15 protein-coding genes and 1 other RNA gene are annotated in these 16,343 nt (G+C 58.1%); 4 read left to right on the top strand and 12 right to left on the bottom strand.

Annotated features, from left to right (window positions below):
• Window positions 1–9: 9 nt before the first annotated feature.
• From RRF64_RS08385 to RRF64_RS08345, 9 genes are all read right to left on the bottom strand, one after another.
• Window positions 10–2,808 carry a type I restriction endonuclease subunit R gene (locus RRF64_RS08385; protein WP_323845381.1) on the bottom strand — a complete coding sequence of 933 codons (2,799 nt, stop codon included), beginning with the start codon at window positions 2,806–2,808 and terminating at the stop codon, window positions 10–12.
• The gene (locus RRF64_RS08380; RefSeq protein ID WP_323845380.1) at window positions 2,805–3,017 is read right to left on the bottom strand and encodes a helix-turn-helix domain-containing protein; all 213 of its coding nucleotides are present in this window, start codon (window positions 3,015–3,017) and stop codon (window positions 2,805–2,807) included. Before RRF64_RS08380 ends, RRF64_RS08385 begins: the two co-directional genes overlap by 4 nt.
• Window positions 3,018–3,362: 345 nt before the next feature.
• Window positions 3,363–3,848, bottom strand: a complete 486-nt coding sequence (locus tag RRF64_RS08375) for a hypothetical protein (protein WP_323845379.1) — start codon at window positions 3,846–3,848, stop codon at window positions 3,363–3,365.
• A 9-nt stretch (window positions 3,849–3,857) separates the two neighbouring features.
• Window positions 3,858–4,577 (bottom strand): helix-turn-helix domain-containing protein, encoded by a 720-nt coding sequence (locus tag RRF64_RS08370; RefSeq protein WP_323845378.1) that lies wholly within the window; start codon window positions 4,575–4,577, stop codon window positions 3,858–3,860.
• A 1,051-nt stretch (window positions 4,578–5,628) separates the two neighbouring features.
• On the bottom strand, window positions 5,629–6,891 hold the full coding sequence (locus tag RRF64_RS08365; protein WP_323845377.1) for a tyrosine-type recombinase/integrase: 1,263 nt from the start codon (window positions 6,889–6,891) through the stop codon (window positions 5,629–5,631).
• Between the two features lie 188 nt (window positions 6,892–7,079).
• Window positions 7,080–7,467, bottom strand: a transfer-messenger RNA (tmRNA) gene (gene ssrA, locus RRF64_RS08360).
• Window positions 7,468–7,555: 88 nt separating this feature from the next.
• Window positions 7,556–8,902 (bottom strand): sodium-dependent transporter, encoded by a 1,347-nt coding sequence (locus RRF64_RS08355; RefSeq protein WP_323845376.1) that lies wholly within the window; start codon window positions 8,900–8,902, stop codon window positions 7,556–7,558.
• Between the two features lie 49 nt (window positions 8,903–8,951).
• Window positions 8,952–9,431: an SsrA-binding protein SmpB gene (smpB, locus tag RRF64_RS08350; RefSeq protein ID WP_323845375.1), complete on the bottom strand. Its 480-nt coding sequence runs from the start codon at window positions 9,429–9,431 to the stop codon at window positions 8,952–8,954.
• A 20-nt stretch (window positions 9,432–9,451) separates the two neighbouring features.
• Entirely contained in the window at window positions 9,452–10,870 is a 1,419-nt protein-coding gene (locus tag RRF64_RS08345; RefSeq protein WP_323845374.1) for a sodium-dependent transporter, read from the bottom strand.
• Window positions 10,871–11,033: 163 nt separating this feature from the next.
• Here RRF64_RS08345 and RRF64_RS08340 point away from each other — a divergent pair, with 163 nt between their 5' ends.
• The gene (locus RRF64_RS08340; RefSeq protein ID WP_323845373.1) at window positions 11,034–11,486 is read left to right on the top strand and encodes a type II toxin-antitoxin system RatA family toxin; all 453 of its coding nucleotides are present in this window, start codon (window positions 11,034–11,036) and stop codon (window positions 11,484–11,486) included.
• On the top strand, window positions 11,483–11,812 hold the full coding sequence (locus RRF64_RS08335) for an RnfH family protein (protein ID WP_323845372.1): 330 nt from the start codon (window positions 11,483–11,485) through the stop codon (window positions 11,810–11,812). The genes RRF64_RS08340 and RRF64_RS08335 overlap by 4 nt, the downstream gene beginning before the upstream one ends.
• Window positions 11,813–11,848: 36 nt before the next feature.
• Here RRF64_RS08335 and RRF64_RS08330 read toward each other — a convergent pair whose 3' ends face one another.
• Window positions 11,849–12,193 (bottom strand): outer membrane protein assembly factor BamE, encoded by a 345-nt coding sequence (locus tag RRF64_RS08330; RefSeq protein WP_323845371.1) that lies wholly within the window; start codon window positions 12,191–12,193, stop codon window positions 11,849–11,851.
• Between the two features lie 313 nt (window positions 12,194–12,506).
• Here RRF64_RS08330 and fur point away from each other — a divergent pair, with 313 nt between their 5' ends.
• On the top strand, window positions 12,507–12,917 hold the full coding sequence (gene fur / locus RRF64_RS08325) for a ferric iron uptake transcriptional regulator (RefSeq protein ID WP_323845370.1): 411 nt from the start codon (window positions 12,507–12,509) through the stop codon (window positions 12,915–12,917).
• A 58-nt stretch (window positions 12,918–12,975) separates the two neighbouring features.
• Here the strand turns inward: fur and RRF64_RS08320 are convergent, their stop codons facing one another.
• Window positions 12,976–13,569 (bottom strand): 1-acyl-sn-glycerol-3-phosphate acyltransferase, encoded by a 594-nt coding sequence (locus RRF64_RS08320; protein ID WP_323845369.1) that lies wholly within the window; start codon window positions 13,567–13,569, stop codon window positions 12,976–12,978.
• A 171-nt stretch (window positions 13,570–13,740) separates the two neighbouring features.
• Window positions 13,741–15,408, bottom strand: coding sequence for a DNA repair protein RecN (recN, locus tag RRF64_RS08315; protein WP_323845368.1), 1,668 nt, complete (start codon window positions 15,406–15,408; stop codon window positions 13,741–13,743).
• A 225-nt stretch (window positions 15,409–15,633) separates the two neighbouring features.
• Here recN and grpE point away from each other — a divergent pair, with 225 nt between their 5' ends.
• Window positions 15,634–16,320: a nucleotide exchange factor GrpE gene (gene grpE, locus RRF64_RS08310; protein ID WP_323845367.1), complete on the top strand. Its 687-nt coding sequence runs from the start codon at window positions 15,634–15,636 to the stop codon at window positions 16,318–16,320.
• Window positions 16,321–16,343: the final 23 nt, after the last annotated feature.

The raw sequence follows: 16,343 nt of genomic DNA, 5'->3' as shown, positions 1-16,343 counted from the left end.
CCTTATTTTTTAGGCAGCCAACCGTTCGGTCAGCTGCAGGATTTCGTTGATTTCAGCGGGGCTAAACACGCCGCGAATGCCTTGCGGGTGTATGACCGTGAAGGGCGCGTTGATCAGGTCCTTCTTCTCCACCTTTTCGCGCTCGATGATGAAGTTCTTCAGTAGGTTGAGAAACTCCATCTGCCGGCTGCTGAGCGTGGTGTGGGCGCGGATGAATTGGTCAAAGGCGGCACTGACTTCGTCGGGGAAGCTCTTGAGCAGTTCTATCCCCAGGATGTGGCGGATGAACTGGATGAAACGCGCCTTGCGGTTCTTGTACACCTGGCGCAGTAGGTCTTCGGTGATGTGCGGGTGTTCTTCGTGCAGCAGTTCGGCCAGTTCATTGGTCTCGTCGTTGCTCACCGCTTCGCCGTTCTTGACCTTCTGCAGTACCGGGTTGTGTTCGGTCAGCTCGGCAATCAAGGCCTCGACCATTTCGCGGTAGCGGGTGATGCTGACCGCCTCATGCTGCGGACCGAATTCAACCCATTCTTTCTTGTGCAGCTCATCGGCCAGGTCCAGGTGGGCTTGTTCCTGGCGGGCAATTTGCTCGCGGAATTTCATCAATGGGCCAAGCTTCGCGACAAGATGATCAAACGCATCTTCATCGGCCTTGGCCCAGTAGTGGCTGCTTTGTGCGGCGCGTATCAAGGCTTCTTCCTGCTTGACGAAGCCGACTGAGAGCGGTAGTTCACTGATCTGTTCGACGATGCCTTCATTGAGAGTTCCGGCTTGTTCTTTGTCTTCATTTAGCACGGCCAAAGAGTATTCGAGCAAGTCGCGTTCGAAGCGCATGGCCTTGAAGTCTGCCTCGGAAACGGTGCGAAACAGCGGTTTGATTTGGGCGCGCAGGAATTCCAGCTGGGCGTGGCTAAGGCTGATCCAGAAGTTGTCGTCATTTAGGCGGGCCAGCGCAGCAGCGGCTTCCTTGATCACCACCGATTCATTGGGCAACGCTGCAATCTGCTGGCGGAGCTTGGTGATTTCGCGATTGGCGATGTCAGCATGGCCGGTGTCCTTGGCCTTCTCGATCTTATCCAAGCGTAAGCCCACCAGCCTCACTGGCAGCGGCAACTGAGGCTTGAGTTCCTTGCCCTTAGGGTTGAGCTTGAAGTATTCGAAGTTGTCCCAGCAGTCGAGGATCAGAAAGACGTCTTTCTCAAGACACCAGGGCTTGGGCTTGCTGGTTTCCAAGAGGCGTGTGCCACGCCCGACCATCTGCCAGAACTTGGTATAGGAATAGACAGGCTTGGCGAATACGAGGTTGACGATTTCTCGAACGTCGATGCCTGTATCGAGCATGTCCACACTGATGGCGATGCGCGGCATGTCGTTGTTGGTGAATTGGTCGAGCAGGCCGCCCTTGCCGTAGACGCGCGGATCGTCCGACACCAGCACCTTGGCCAGTTCGCCGTGGTATTGCGGGTAGAGCTTGTCGAAGATTTCTTCCATGCGCCGGGCATGGGCTTTGGTGGCGCAGAAGAAAATGGTCTTGCCTGGCAGCACGCCGTTGGCATCCTTGATGGACTCTTCCATGAATTCGCGGACGATCAGGGTGTTGGTGCCCTTGTTGACTACCTGCTTTTCAAGCTGGGTGCCCTCAAAGTTGATGTCTTCGACCTCTTTGCCCTGCAGGATAAGTTTTTTCTGGTCTTCCAGTGAAATGGTGCGCTTGCTGATGCCTTCCATCTGAAACTTGGTCTGAATTTTCATGACCTGGAAGTTGCAGAGGTAGGGCGGCACGTTGTTCACTGCCTCTTCATAGGTATAGGCAAATGTGGGGATGCCGTCTTCACAGTGAAATAGTTCAAAGGTGTTGTGATCGATAATGTCGGTCGGCGTGGCCGTCAGTCCCAGCGTGATGGCCTTGAAGTAGTCGAGCACTTCTCCGAAGGTGTTGTAGATCGAGCGGTGACTTTCATCTACGACGATGAAGTCAAAGAAGTGCGGCGACAGCTGTTGCCCCTGATCCCGGATGATATTGAGCATCGTCGGGTAGGTGGCAACATACACACGGCGGTCAGTGGCAATGAGCTTTTCACCGATATTCGGCCAGCGCGGCTCATTGGGCATGTGCTCCTTGAAGGCCGCCAGCGCTTGTTCGCGCAAAGCAATGCGATCCACGAGAAACAGCACCTTTTCTGCGTGGCCAGCACGCATCAAGGCATCGACCATGGCAATGCAAGTTCGTGTTTTACCGGTACCGGTGGCCATGACTAGCAAAAAGTCGCGCTTTTTCTGTTCGATGCCTTCAAGTACGGCACGAATGGCACGTATTTGATAGCCTCGCCCGGCAATCGAAGGATTGATGAACTCCTGTGTCAGCGATTTGCGATTGCGTCGGATGTAAGCAAAGCGCTCGAGGTCGTCGCGCGTGGGGAAGCCTACGACCTTGCGTGGGGGCGAGTTTTCCAGATCCCAGAAATAGAGTTCGTGGCCGTTCGTGTAGAAGCAGAATGGTAAGTGGCCGCCCAATTGCTTTTGGATGTTGTAGCAGTACTGCTTCGCCTGCTCACGTCCAATGGCTGCATCGCGGCTGGTCTTTTTGGCCTCGATTACCGCCATTGGTTTGCGATCTTTGCCCAGCAGAACGTAATCACTGAATTGGTGGCCCTCGTAAGGTGTGCGTGGCTCTATCACACCTTCTGACGAGGCGATAAGAATGTCGAATTCCTCTACAACCTGAGTGGGGTCCTTGACATTCCAACCCGCCAGGGCAAGTTGCTGATCGATGAGTTCTGACCGAGTTTGTGCTTCGGTTTTGCTCATGCGCTATTGCCCCCTTGCTGGACTTCTTGTTCTTCGCCCGCCCCACCAGCGCGCACCCACTCGTCTACCTCCGAAAGCTGAAACTTCCACAGCCGGCCTATTTTGTGCGCAGGCAAGCCTTTGCGCTCACGCCAGCGGTAGACAGTATCTTTGGCTATGCCCAGGTGTTGGGCTACATTGCTGGCGGTGACCCAAGGTTCGATGGTCATAGTAGTGGCACGGGCTTGAAAGGCTAGAGTCGTCTAAAGTCGTTTGAAGCCTACCCAACATGCACTCAAAAAGCTATGCCAAATTGCCTATAGCTCTCTGTGGTTTTTGCGTGTTTTTTGTACAGGTTCGGGCTCTCTTATTGCGACCGGCATACACAGGTCCATGCCTCTCGGTATCGCAATGTGACGCTTTTCCGCCCCTCCTCACAGCAGTTTGCCCAACAGGAATTCATACCACTAACTTAGCAGCGATGTTAATAGTGAGGGTTGTGGCGGTGCTTAGCCTTTGTTTGCTCCAATTGTGGTTTTTAGTATCTGTGATTGGAGGCCTGCATGGCCTCAGGCTCAGTGGGACGGTGTTTGGGAATCTGGGGTGTCGAAGAGACTTCGCATTTTCTCCAGTTCCCTTGCACCTGCTCGGCGGGATTTCTCCTCTGCAGTCTTGTCAGGCAGAGCCTGGGGCTCAAATAACTTGTGAATACGTGCGGGGTTTCCTTCGATGAGGCCACTGTTTTTGATTAGTCCGATTGCCCGGTCTACATCCAAGAACTGGAATCCGTTAACCCCATACTGACGGTTCTCATGATAGGCGGCTATGCCTCTATCTATCTCTTCACGACTAAAATCTTTGAGGTGCGCCGCATATTCTCGTTTCGCTAACGCCTCGGTTCTTTCGTCTGGAAATAGTCGGTCAAATTGCTCGCCATTTATCATTCGTAGTCGGAGGAAAAAGTAGGCAACTACATCTCTTTCACGCTCTTTAAGTTCGGAGGAGCCCATGGGTGATTTGAGCTGAGTTGAAGTCCGCAGGATTGTGCTAATTGGTTTCATATTATTCTCCTAAAACTTGATCGCTCTGTCGTAATCGTATGTGGCAGAGGCGCGCTCTGAGCGTCTTTCCTGAGCCGTTTTAACTTGCGAGTAGATTTTCTTCTCGTTTCTCACCCACACTCGCCATGTGGCAAGCCAATTAAGCTTGGTGGATTTGCTACCGGTAGCTGATACCCAGTAGTCGCGAAAGTTGTCCGCGATTTCATCGATATGACCGGACAGGTCTGGTCGTACCTGCATGGCAGCCTGACGAAATTCATCAGTGAGAGTCCAGTTTTCGGTCAGGCGAGTACCTCGTTTTGAGGTTGAGGGCGAGTCTGAAGGTGTTGCACTAGTTCTATTACTGGTTCTTCCTGGTTCTATAGAGAAGGGAGAGTCACTAACTTCACCGGTTGGTGTCACAGACTTCACCGGCTCGGTTGCAAGATTCACCGGTGCATTATTCTCACTGGTGAAACTATCGCGCTGCTTTTCTCCAAAATGCAGTATGTAATTTGTGCGGCGTCCATTGGATTTTTGGGCAGAAATGAGTCCGTGCGATATCAATTCTTCGATAGCTTTGACAACGGTTCGCTTGGAGCATTGTGCAATGTTGGCGAGTCGGGTGTTGCCCGGGTTGCACTGGCCGCTTTTACCGTTGTGGCAGTCAGCTAGTGCAATAAGAACTAACTTTGCAGTTGTGGTTCGGGTGCGGCGGTTGATCGCCCATGTTATGGCGTTAAAACTCACAGTCGGTCCCCAATCGTGAGGGCGGCGAAAGCCTTTTGGCATGTATCGAGTTCAAGGCAGTTCTTATCACGGCTTCTAAATGCTCTCTGGCTGTGTCAGAGAGTGAATAGAGCCCGTGGCGTCCTGGTATGCCGTCACGGTCTACATGCTTGACCATTTTGCAGGGGATTTCGAAGCCGCGGCGCCTGAGTTGAGCTACCACATCTGGTACGTTGCTGGTGCAGGCTGCAGTGTCCAGCTCTTCGCGGCTGTGAGGGCATTTTAAGAGGGCCGTTAGTGTCCGCCGTTGGCGGTGTGTGAAGCCGAGCCACCTAGCGGGGCTATTGGTTACTGGGTCATCTGTTGACTGGGGGTAGCTCTGTACCGTGGCAGCTTTGATCTCGTCCATCGAAACACCTCTACACTTGTGTCTCTGAGATCAGCTTTTGTCGGATTTCAATGAGGTAGGAGCCTTCCCAAACCGTAGTGCGCGCTCCAATTCTGTGACCGCGTTTGATTCGCCCGTCGGCTACCCACTTCCACCATGTGCTTTTTCCTACGGAGAAAATTTGAGCGCAGGAGGCTGCTCTATAGAGTGCGTCTGGGTTGATTGCGTTGCTATTTGTGTTGGCCATATTTGGCTTCTCCTGTTGTTAGCAAGGGTCGGTGCTGTACCGGCAACTGGATAGATAAAGCCGCTCAGAGCAGCATCGGGTTGATGAATTTCGGACACAAAAAAACCCGCACTAGGCGGGTTCGGGGGCTGAATTTCGGACACAAAAAAACCCGCTCGAAGCGGGTTTGGGTGTACTTGGTGAAGTGTTCGCGTCGCTGATGTTTAATTCAGAGTCCGGGCGGATCTCCACTCATCTAATTTGATCCTATAGTGTTCGTGCAAAAGTTCAATCTGCCGGGCATGAATTGGAGTTAAATAGCGAAAATCGAACCCTTCTCAGATAAAAACTCTGAGGTGCGATGCTTTTTCAGTTTTCCAGGTGGCGCCACCCCGTCGTCATGCCATGTATTGGCGTCGATTGGTGGGTAGACTTCCATGGACTCAATTTGTTGGTTTTTATTGGTTGTTAATTGAGCTGCGTTGCTTGGCCCTATCGTGGGCAAAAATAGCGGAGACTACATTGTTGGCAGTTGCCTGCGCTTTGAGGTTGTCCAGATAGTTTGCCCACTTTTGCATCATGTCGCGTCGTTGCGCTAAGTGCTTGGTGCGGTTGTATGCACGCCCCAGGGGGTCTTTAACCTCATGCGCTAGCTGCTGTTCAATATATTCCACTCGAAAGCCCAGAGCTTCATCTAGCAACGTTCTCGCCATTGCGCGAAATCCATGGGCGGTCATGGTTTCATTGTCGTAGCCAAGTGATCTCAGAGCCGTTCTGACACCGTTATCGGATAAAGGGCGGCTCCTGCCTCGGGCAGATGGGAACACGTAAATCCCGCATCCTGTCAGTGGTTCTAGCTCTCGTAATAGCTCTAGCGCTTGCTCGGCGAGCGGGATGATGTGCGGCTCACCCATTTTCATTTTCTCGCCTGGCAACTCTATCTGGCAGTCTTCCCAATTGATTTCTGACCATTCTAGCTTGCGCAGTTCTCCTGGCCGACAGAACAGCAGCGGGGATAGCTTGAGGGCGGTTCTCACTACTGGAGTGCCCTGATACCCGTCTATGGCAACCATCAGGCAGCCAACTTCCGTGGGCTCAGTTATTGCTGCCAAGTGTTTTTTCTTGGTGGGAGTGAGGGCACCGGTCAGGTCTGTAGTCGGGTCGCGGTCGGCTTTGCCGGTGGCGACAGCAAACCGAAATACCTGGCTCGCTACCCGTTTCACTCTGTGGGCGGTTTCCTGTGTCCCCCGGCTTTCGATCCGGCGCAGGCAGCGCAGCACTTCCGGAGGTGTAACTTCCGAAATAGGGCGCTTACCTAGATAGGGGTTCAGGTCGCGGCTCAGCGCGAGGTGTGCGCGGTCTTTGGAGGACTTTGATAGGTGCGCCATTTTCGCTGCGAACCACTCTTCGGCGACAGCGGCAAAGCTGTTGCGGTTGGCTTCCAGGGCGGATTCTTTACGAGTTCGTTTAATGTCGCGGGGATCTATACCCTCAGCGACATACCTGCGGGCCTCATCTCGAAGCTCTCTTGCCCGCTTGAGAGGAACGTCAGGGTAAAGCCCCAGTGCCATCTCTGGCCGTTTACCGTGGAGGCGGAATCGGAATACCCAGCGCTTGGATCCGGTAGGGGTGACCTCGATAGCCAATCCTTTCTCGTCGGCCTCGATGTACTTCCGGTCACGGGGCTTGAGTGCCCGTATCTTGGTGTCTGACAGCGGCATGGCTGCGCCTTTCTAGCTGGGTTTGGACGGGTTGGACGGTAGCGGTGGGCTCAACCCGTCCATAAACCCGGCCAGCTTGGGTTAGATTTGGACGGGTTGTATTAGACTAACTTAGATGGTCCAGATACACAAAAGCCCCGAAAACACTGGGCTTTCGAGGCTTTTTGAGTCTGTCTGAGACAGTTATTTGGTGGAGATGGCGGGAGTTGAACCCGCGTCCGTCAGCACTCTGCCAGAGGCTCTACATGCTTAGTTCCATCTATTGATTTAGCCCGTTACAGCCCGATGGGCAGGACGTAACAAGCGAGCCTGAATAAGTTTTAGGCCATCCACGTCAGGCACGTTTCAGGACGATCCAGTTCTGTATAACAGCCTGCAGCGCGGTACTGGAACCTTGCTGAAGGCCGCTAAGGGCGAACCCTTAGTAGTGCTTCACGGGCTGCTTACGCAGCCAGTTGGGCACCGTAGTTGTCGTCGTTGGCAACTAATAAAATGCAGCTTTGGATTTACGTGACTGGCTGCCATCACGGCATGCACCCAAGGTTTCGTTACCGGCGTCGAATCCAAGTCATCCCCGATAAGAACACTCTCGTGTCACTCAATTATACCTGAAACGGCCCCTTAACAATACGTTTCGGCTGTCCGTAATTGTCCCGCCAGTCATTTACAGAATTGACTGGGCGAACGCCGCCAGTATCAGCAGCGGGCAGACGATGCGCACATACCAGGGCCAGATCTTCCAGAACAGGGTCCGCTCGATACCCGGGTGGCCTTTCTGCAGCTCTGTCAGCAGCTGGTCCCGGCGCCAGATCCAGCCGGCGAAGATGCACAGGGCCACGCCGAGCAGGGGCTGTCCGTATTCGGTGCTGATGCTGACCACCAGTCCGAACAGGCTGTCGAAGTTGACGATGATGAGGCTGCTGATGGCGAAGATGACCAAGCCGACCAGCGGAGTCGCGATCCGGCGGGGCACGCCCAGGTTCTCGATGGAGAAGGCCACCGGCACCTCCAGCATGGAGATGGAGGAGGTCAGGGAGGCGATCACCATTAGCGCGAAGAAGGCGATGGCCACGAACAAGCCGGCGGTGCCCATGGTGTCGAACAGGGCGGGCAGTACCTGCAGTATCAGGTCCGGACCGGCGATCAGCTCGCCGCCGGCGGAGAAAATCTGGGTGCCCGCTTCCTGGGCCACGTACATGGCGGGCAGGATGAGCAGGCCGGCGGTGAAGGCGATGCCGACGTCGATCAGCGTCACCAGTGCGCCCAGGCGCGGCAGGCTTTCCTGCTGGCTCAGGTAGGAGCCGTAGATCAGCATGGTGCCGACACCGAGCGACAGGGAGAAGAAGGCCTGGCCCATGGCGGAGATCAGCAGCTGTGGTGAAAACTGGCTGAAGTCCGGCATCAGGTAGACCTCGAGGCCGGTCAGGGCGCCCGGCTGGGTCAGCACATAGGCAATCAGCAGAAACAGCAGAATGATCAGTGCCGGCATCAGCAGGGTGGACCAGCGCTCGATGCCCTTCTCCACGCCGCTGGCGATGATCAGCATGGTCATGCCGCTGAAGATCGCGGTGAAAGTGAGGTTGCGCCCGACACTGTTGCCGGTGAGCCAGTCTACCGCGCCGCCGGCGCCGAACAGGCTGGCGAAGGGCTCCGCCAGGTAGGCGACCATCCAGCCGGCCACGATGGCATAGAAGCTGAGAATCAGCGAGGCGACCAATATGCCGCCGAAGCCGGCCAGGCTGCCGAAAAAGCGACTCGCGGGACCGGTGGAAATCCCGCGCAGCGCCTGCACCATGTTGCGGCGCGCGTGGCGGCCGATGGTGAGTTCTGCCATCAGTGCAGGGTAGGCGAGCATAAAGGCCAGCAGCAGGTAGACCACCACAAAGGCGGCACCGCCGTTGCCGGCAGCCTTAGTGGGAAAGCCCCAGATATTGCCCAGGCCCACAGCGGAACCCGCCGCGGCCATCAGGAAGCCGATATTGGAGCTGAATTGTCCTCGCGGTGCACTCATGATAAATCCTGTAATTATTCTTCTGCGTCTTCTGTGAACTGACGATGCGCTATTTGTGGTCGGTGCGCATCAGGCGCTGTTTCTCGCGGTCCCAGTCGCGTGCCTTTTCGGTCTCGCGCTTGTCGTGCTTAGCCTTGCCCTTCGCCAGCGCAATCTCGCACTTGATCAAATGCTTTTTCCAGTAGAGCGCCGTGGCCACGACGGTGTGCCCCTTCTGTTCCACGGCGGCGATCAGCTTCGACAGCTCGCGCTTGTTGAGCAGCAGGCGGCGGGTGCGATCCGGCTCGGTGACAAAGTGGGTCGAGGCGCTGGGCAGCGGCTGTATGCGCGCGCCCAGCAGCCAGGCCTCGCCATTCTTGAAAATGACGTAGCTGTCGGTAAGTTGGGCCTTGCCCTCGCGGCAGCTCTTCACTTCCCAGCCCTGCAGCTCCACGCCCGCCTCGAACTTCTCCTCGATGAAGTAGTCGTGACGGGCCTTCTTGTTCAGGGCAATGGTGCTGGAAGACTGGGCATTTTTCTTTTTGGCCATAAATACAACTGATGCCTAATTTAGAAGAAACTGTACCCGAAGTACTTGTCTGCCACCGTAATGATGAAGACGACCAACAGGATCAGGGGGATAAATGTCCCCAGGGAGAAATTGATATATTTCTGTGAGATCGAACCGGCGAAGGCGGGGTCACCTACCTGCAGTTCCTGATCGAAGTTGGCCTTCTTCCACTTGTAGATCACGAACAGACATACCAGCAGGCCGTTCAGTGGCAGGACCGTAGAATAAAAGATCAGCTCTACCAGATCAAAGAAAGAAAGGCTCTTGCCGGCAACCGGGACGAAGGACGTCAGCCAGTCCGCCATGCCGAAAGACATGGCACAGCCGATGGCCAGCACAACCTGGATCGCGGCCACGGTATAGATCGCCTTCTTGCGGTCCATGCCGCGCTCATCGCGCAGAGTGGCGAGCGGCACCTCGATAATGGATACGAGCGATGTGATCGCGGCGACCAGCACCAGGAAGAAGAAAATCGCCGCGACGGTGCTGGCGCCGAAATAGCCGACACTGTCCTGCAGGGCGAGGAAAATCTTCGGCAGGAACAGGAAGATCATACCGGCGGACGAGTCACTGAGGGTGGCGGTGTCTATCTGCGGATTGAAGTGGAAGACACTGGGCAGTATCAGCAGTCCCGCAGTGAATGCAACCAGGGTGTCGGTAATGGCCACTGCCCTCGCTGAGCCGGGGATTGAATCCTGCTTTTTCATGTAGGAGCCGTAAGTGATCATGATGCCCATACCCAGGGACAGCGAGAAAAATGCCTGTGCCATGGCATTGTTCACTACTCTGGCGTCCAGTTTGGAGAAGTCGGGCACCAGGTAATATTTGATCCCAAGCACCGCGTTTTCACGGGTGAGCACGAAAAACACCAGCCCCAGCAGCATCACAAACAGCATCGGCATCAGGGTCTTTGCCGCACGCTCGATACCGTCCTTTACGCCCATGGCGAGGATGCCGTTGATCCCGAGCATCAGCACCACCAGATAGAAGAACACGACCGGCGAATTGATGAACTGGCCGAAGTGGGCCTCGGTGGTGAGCTGGTCCAGGTTGCCGCGCAGGGTCTCCACCAGGTAGCCGAGCACCCAAACGGTAACCACCAGATAGAAGACCGCGATCATGAACGGCGTGATCAGCGCCATCCAGCCGGGAATGCGCCAGAACCTGGAGCCGCCGGAGAGCTGGCGGTAGGCGCCCACCGGGTCCTTGTCGGACCTGCGGCCCAGTGCCAGTTCGGCCATCATGACCGGCAGGCAGATAAAGAAGACGAAGATCGCATAGACCAGCAGGAAAGCGCCGCCGCCGCTCTTGGTGGCGGCCACCGGAAATGCCACCAGGTTGCCGATCCCCACGGCGGAACCCGCAGCGGCCAGGATAAAGCCCAGCCGCGATCCAAAATGCTCTCTCACTGCGGACATAGTATTCTCGCTATTATTTTTGTCAGACGTGCTTGTCGATGGTGTTTTTCCGGCGCGGGCGCTGCGCGACCGGCCAGTTAAAACCGCGATTGTTGCAGGAATTGCCTTGCTTGAGTAGCGCCGACTGGCAAAATTGCCCGCTCGTAGTATGGGAATAGCAGGAATGACGGAAATTGAGCGCAGCGCGCTGGTAATGCACAGTGCGGAGCAGATGTTTGACCTGGTCAACGACGTGGCCAGCTATCCGCAGTTTTTGCCGGGGTGCCGCGGCGCCGAAATATTGTACAGCGATGAGCACACGCTCGAGGCGCGCCTCGAGCTGGCGCGCGCCGGTATCCGCCAGAGCTTCGTGACGCGCAATCGGCTGGAGCGCCCGGAGCGTATGACGCTGACCCTGGTGGACGGCCCCTTCGAGGCGTTTACCGGTCGCTGGCAGTTTACGCCGCTGGCGGAGGATGCCTGCAAGGTGACCTTTTCGCTGTCGTTTCGCCTGAAGAGCCGTCTGATTGCCGCTGCCGCCGGCAAGCTGTTCAGCGATCTCGCCAACCAGATGGTGGGTGTCATGTGCGCGCGCGCCGAGCAGGTATACGGGGAACAGAACGGGAAGCCCAGATGACAGATATCAAAACAATCGCCGTGGAAGTGGTCTATGCGCTGCCCCACGAACAGCGGCTGATGCGCCTGCTGGTACAGCCGGGCACCACCGCGCTGGAAGCGCTGGTGCGCTCGGGCATTCCGGAAGAGTACCCCGAGGTGGATCCGGCCACGGCCAAGCTGGGGATTTTCGGTCAGGCCCTCGGCACCAAGGGGCTGGCCCCGGCGAATCAGTATGTGTTGCAGCCGGGGGACAGGGTGGAGGTCTACCGGCCGCTGATTGCCGACCCCAAGGAGGCGCGCAAGCAGCGCGCGGAGAAAGCCAGGCGGCGCGCAGACAAGGCGTAGCTTCGGGCGCAGTCTGGCAGGCCACCAACTGCTGCGTTACGGCCAGCCCGCCGGCTGCCAGTCGCCGCTGGTGGCGATCAGGATGTCGCCGTTGAAGTAGACGGTAAAGCGCTTCTGGCTGACTTCGCCCTGGGGATCCCGCACACGATTGACGTAGTCCCAGCGATTCGGTTTGAAGGTGTCCTCCAGCAGCGGTGTGCCCAGTACGAAACGCACCTGGCGGCGGGTCATGCCCGGTTTCAACTGGTCGACCATTTCCTGGGTAATGATGTTGCCCTGCTGCACTTCGATACGGTGCACCCCGGGGAACTTGAACATACTACAGGCACCGAGCAGGGCACACAGGCCCGCGATGGCGAGAATTCTCAGGCTAGACGGCATTCATTGCTCCATTATGCGTTGTCGGACAGCGGTGGCTCGACCCTGGCACGCGGCGGTCGTCGGCCGATTGTTTACGGTTAAACAGAATAGGCGCCGGCGGGCCGGGAAAGTTCCCGCCTGCTGGCGATCTGTCCGCCTCTCGGGTGGCCCGGAGTGCCCGGGGTTCCGCTGACTCCGTTGGGCATGGGATAATACCCGAAGTGTTCGCCCGCTGACAGACGCGCATGCGGAGTCTGGGCCGGGCTGTGGTCCGGGTGGCGAACGATCGATTACTCCAGAAAAACTAGAGAACCCTGCCGGGAAAAATTTATTCATGTCTAACGAAAATCAGGAACTGCGCAAGGCCGGCCTCAAAGTCACATTGCCCCGAGTCAAGATACTGCAGCTGCTGGAAGGTGCCAGCGAGCAGCATCTGAGTGCGGAAGATGTCTATAAAATGCTGCTGGAGGCGGGCGAGGACGTCGGCCTGGCGACCGTTTACCGGGTGCTGACCCAGTTCGAGAGTGCGGGCCTGGTAATGCGCCACAACTTCGATGGCGGCCACTCGGTGTTCGAGCTGGATCGCGGCGACCACCACGACCATATGGTGTGTACCGATACTGGCAAGGTGATCGAGTTCCACAACGAGCAGATTGAAAAGCTGCAGAGACAGATCGCCGAGGAGCACGGCTATGAGCTGACCGGGCACAGCCTGGTGCTCTACGTGAAGAAAAAAGGGAAATAAATTCCCGAATAACCATGGGCGGGCCCCGGGCCCGCCCGCCGAACCGCTCGTCGGCGGATCAGGCCGGTGGCGTGTAGCGCTCCGGGTACTTGCCGATCTTGTCCGCGTAAAAATTCCGGAATCTGGCCAGCTCGGCTGTCAGGTTCTCGCCCATCTCCAGTACCGGGCCCAGTCCCACTTCCTTCTTCGGGAAATTGATAAAGCCACAGACGACCGGCACCGAAGCGCCGCGCGCTATGTGATAGAAGCCGGTTTTCCAGCGTTCCGCTCTGCTGCGCGTCCCCTCCGGTGGCACCGCGATAATCAGTCCCTCGCTCGCATTGAACTGGTTCACCGTCGCCTCCACCAGGTTGTTGGCCTTGCTGCGGTCCACCGCGATACCGCCGAACCAGCGCATGGTGGCCCCGAGCGGAAACTTGAACAGCTTGTCCTTGCCCATCCACTGCGGGGTCAGTTTGAGCTTGAGGGCGGTGAGAATGAAGTAATAGCCATCCCAGTTAGAGGTGTGGGGCGCCCCCAGCAGCACGTATTTTTTCAGTTTCAGCGCCTGTTGATCGCAGACCACGCGCCAGCCGTGGAGCTTCAGCAGCAGCCTGGCGAGCTGGCGCAGCAGTGGGGTCACAATGGGGGTGTTGAAAATCGTTCGTTGCATGAATCGGGCCGCAATAACCAAAGGCGCTGGAGTATAGGGTGACTTTGCCAGCAGTACTCGGTCATTTTCGGCCTATTCGCGTCAATTCCCCACACAATTCGTGAACCGTGAGTCTGCTTGACCGCGGCGCCGGGCTCCGGCGGTGTGATTGGCTGCCGCGTTTAGGGCTTGCTAACTGCGCGTCAGCATTTCTTCGGCATGGGCCAGGGACTGGGCGCTGGTGCCGCCGCCGAGCATCCGTGCGATTTCCTCGCGGCGTTCGCCGTCCTGCAGTTCCCGCAGGGAGACGAAAGCGGCATCGCCGTCACTGTATTTCTCCACCAGGTATTGCCGGTGCGCCCGTGCCGCCACCTGGGCCAGGTGCGTCACGCAGATGACCTGGCCGCAGCGGCCGTTGCGCGTCTCGCCGAGCTGGCGCAGCAAGCGCCCGACCACGTCGCCGGTGGCGCCGCCGATACCCACATCCACCTCGTCGAATACCAGCGTCGGGGTGCGCGAGGTCTGCGCGGTGACCACCTGGATCGCCAGGCTCACCCGCGACAGTTCGCCGCCGGATGCAATCTTGCCGAGTGAGCGCGGCGGCTGACCCGGGTTGGTGGAGATCAGGATTTCCACTTCCTCGAGGCCGCTGGAGGCCGGCTTGTCCTGCGGCTGCAGCGCCAGTTCCACCCGCGCGTGGGGCATGGCCAGCTCCGCCAGCTGGCTGTTCACCGCCGCGGCCAGTTCGGCCGCCGCCTTTTCCCGCAACTCGCTCAACTTGCCCGCCGTTGCGCGGTACAGCGCCTCCAGCTTATCGCAGGTGGCGGCGAGCTTGTCCAGCGCATCCGGCGCGCCTATCTCGTCCAGCTCGGCCTGCAGTTGCTGCTGCAATTGCGGCAGCTCATCGGGCTGCACCCGGTGTTTGCGCGCCGCCTGGTAGATGGCGCTGAGGCGCTCCTCCACCTCGGCCAAGCGCTCGGGATCCATCTCGAAGCGGTCGATATAGCGCGACAGGGTGCTCGCCGCCTCGTCGACCTGGATGCGCGCGCTGTCCAGCATCTGCGCCACTTCCGCCAGTGCCGGCGACTGCTCGGGCATGGCCGACAGCAGCTGCAAGGCGCGGTGCAGCTGTTCGGCGATATCCCCTTCGCCACCGGCGAGCAGTGCGCCCAGCTGGTAGCTGCCGCTCAGTATCTGTCCGGCGTTGGCCAGCTGGCGCTGCTCGCTCTCCAGTTCCTCTAATTCGCCCGGCTGCAGATTCAGCTGCTCCAGCTCCTCCAGCTGGTATTGCAGCAGCTGGCGCCGCGCCTCGGTCTCCTCGGCGCTGTCGGCCAGGGCGCGATAGCGGCGGTGCTGATCCTGCCAGGTCTTGAAATGGATGCGGGTCTCGGCGGCCAGCTCCTGGGCCCGGGCGAACTCGTCCAGCAGGCGGCGGTGGGTGTCTTTCTTCAGCAGCGACTGGTGCTCGTGCTGGCTGTGGATGTCGATCAGCTGTTCGCCCAGGGCGCGCAGCTGCAGCAGGGTTACCGGCTGGCCATTGATATAGGCCCGCGAGCGGCCGTCGGCGCCGATGGTGCGGCGCAGGATCACCTCTTGTCCGGCGTCCAGCTCCTGCTCCTCCAGCCAGACCGCTGCGGACGGGTGGTCGCCGATATCGAAGGTGGCGCTGATGTCGGCGCGGTTGGCGCCGGCCCGCACCAGCTCGGCATTGCCGCGATCGCCGAGGGCCAGCCCCAGGGCGTCGAGGGTGATGGACTTGCCGGCGCCGGTCTCGCCGGTCAGGGTGCTGGTGCCGGGACCGAATTCCAGCTCCAGCTGGTCCACCAGGGTGAATTGGCTGATAGACAGGTGCAGCAACATAGAAACTGTGGCCTTCTTATCTGGAGGCGCAGGGCGCCGATTAGTGGTTATTTATACAGTAATTGGTGCTGGTTCGCCATAGGGGCAGCGGCACACTATGCTGCTGTGAATAACCGCTGCAGTAAACCCACTTGAACTGTGTGGGGTAGGCCCCATATAGGTCTGCATTGCCCGTGCGGCGGGCGAGTATCCAATTAACTGACAGTCGACGCGACGGAGAGAGCAGTGGCCAGAGAGCGCAGCGAAGAAGATCAGATTGAAGAGCCCTCAGCTCAGGGGGGAGAGCCCTCGGCGCAGGGGAAAGAGGGCGTACACCCGGAGGCGCTGACCGATGAGCACACCCCGATCGGGGAAGAGCCGGTGTCCGTCGAGATTGAGGAGCCCAGCGCAGAAGAGCGGCGCCATGCCGAGGAGGTCTTGCACGCCGAACCCGAAACCGCCCACGCCCTGCACGAGGATATCGTCAGGCTGCAGGAGCAGCTGGCCCTGCAGAAGGACATGGCAATGCGCGCCCAGGCGGAGGCGCAGAACGCCCGCCGCCGCGCCCAGCAGGACGTGGAGAAGGCGCACAAGTTCGCGGTGGAGAAGCTGCTGCAGGATTTGCTGCCGGTCGTGGACAACCTGGAGCGCGCCCTGTCCTCGATCGACGCGGGGGACGAGGCCAACAAGGCGATAGTGGAAGGCATAGAGCTGACCCATAAGGCCTTTATCGACACGCTGGGGAAATACTCGGTGGAAGTGCTGAATCCGGTGGGCGAGCCCTTCGATCCCGAGTTGCACCAGGCCATGACCCAGGTGCCCAGCGGCGATGTGGAGCCGAACACCGTCCTGGACGTATTTCAGAAAGGCTACCGCCTTAACGGCCGCCTGGTGCGCCCGGCGCTGGTGGTCGTGAGCAAGGCGCTCTCTTAGCTTTGATTCATTCGTCCTGAATG

Source organism: Microbulbifer magnicolonia (assembly GCF_035117725.1).
Classification (GTDB): Bacteria; Pseudomonadota; Gammaproteobacteria; order Pseudomonadales; family Cellvibrionaceae; genus Microbulbifer; species Microbulbifer magnicolonia.
This window is presented reverse-complemented; position numbering and strand designations above follow the sequence as displayed.

What these genes read in the sequence shown, in the direction of transcription:
- RRF64_RS08385 (WP_323845381.1), bottom strand. Translation starts at nt 2,808, where the DNA reads ATGAGCAAAACCGAAGCACAAACTCGGTCAGAACTCATCGATCAGCAA.
- RRF64_RS08380 (WP_323845380.1), bottom strand. Translation starts at nt 3,017, where the DNA reads ATGACCATCGAACCTTGGGTCACCGCCAGCAATGTAGCCCAACACCTG.
- RRF64_RS08375 (WP_323845379.1), bottom strand. Translation starts at nt 3,848, where the DNA reads ATGAAACCAATTAGCACAATCCTGCGGACTTCAACTCAGCTCAAATCA.
- RRF64_RS08365 (WP_323845377.1), bottom strand. Translation starts at nt 6,891, where the DNA reads ATGCCGCTGTCAGACACCAAGATACGGGCACTCAAGCCCCGTGACCGG.
- RRF64_RS08355 (WP_323845376.1), bottom strand. Translation starts at nt 8,902, where the DNA reads ATGAGTGCACCGCGAGGACAATTCAGCTCCAATATCGGCTTCCTGATG.
- smpB (WP_323845375.1), bottom strand. Translation starts at nt 9,431, where the DNA reads ATGGCCAAAAAGAAAAATGCCCAGTCTTCCAGCACCATTGCCCTGAAC.
- RRF64_RS08345 (WP_323845374.1), bottom strand. Translation starts at nt 10,870, where the DNA reads ATGTCCGCAGTGAGAGAGCATTTTGGATCGCGGCTGGGCTTTATCCTG.
- RRF64_RS08340 (WP_323845373.1), top strand. Translation starts at nt 11,034, where the DNA reads ATGACGGAAATTGAGCGCAGCGCGCTGGTAATGCACAGTGCGGAGCAG.
- RRF64_RS08335 (WP_323845372.1), top strand. Translation starts at nt 11,483, where the DNA reads ATGACAGATATCAAAACAATCGCCGTGGAAGTGGTCTATGCGCTGCCC.
- RRF64_RS08330 (WP_323845371.1), bottom strand. Translation starts at nt 12,193, where the DNA reads ATGCCGTCTAGCCTGAGAATTCTCGCCATCGCGGGCCTGTGTGCCCTG.
- fur (WP_323845370.1), top strand. Translation starts at nt 12,507, where the DNA reads ATGTCTAACGAAAATCAGGAACTGCGCAAGGCCGGCCTCAAAGTCACA.
- RRF64_RS08320 (WP_323845369.1), bottom strand. Translation starts at nt 13,569, where the DNA reads ATGCAACGAACGATTTTCAACACCCCCATTGTGACCCCACTGCTGCGC.
- recN (WP_323845368.1), bottom strand. Translation starts at nt 15,408, where the DNA reads ATGTTGCTGCACCTGTCTATCAGCCAATTCACCCTGGTGGACCAGCTG.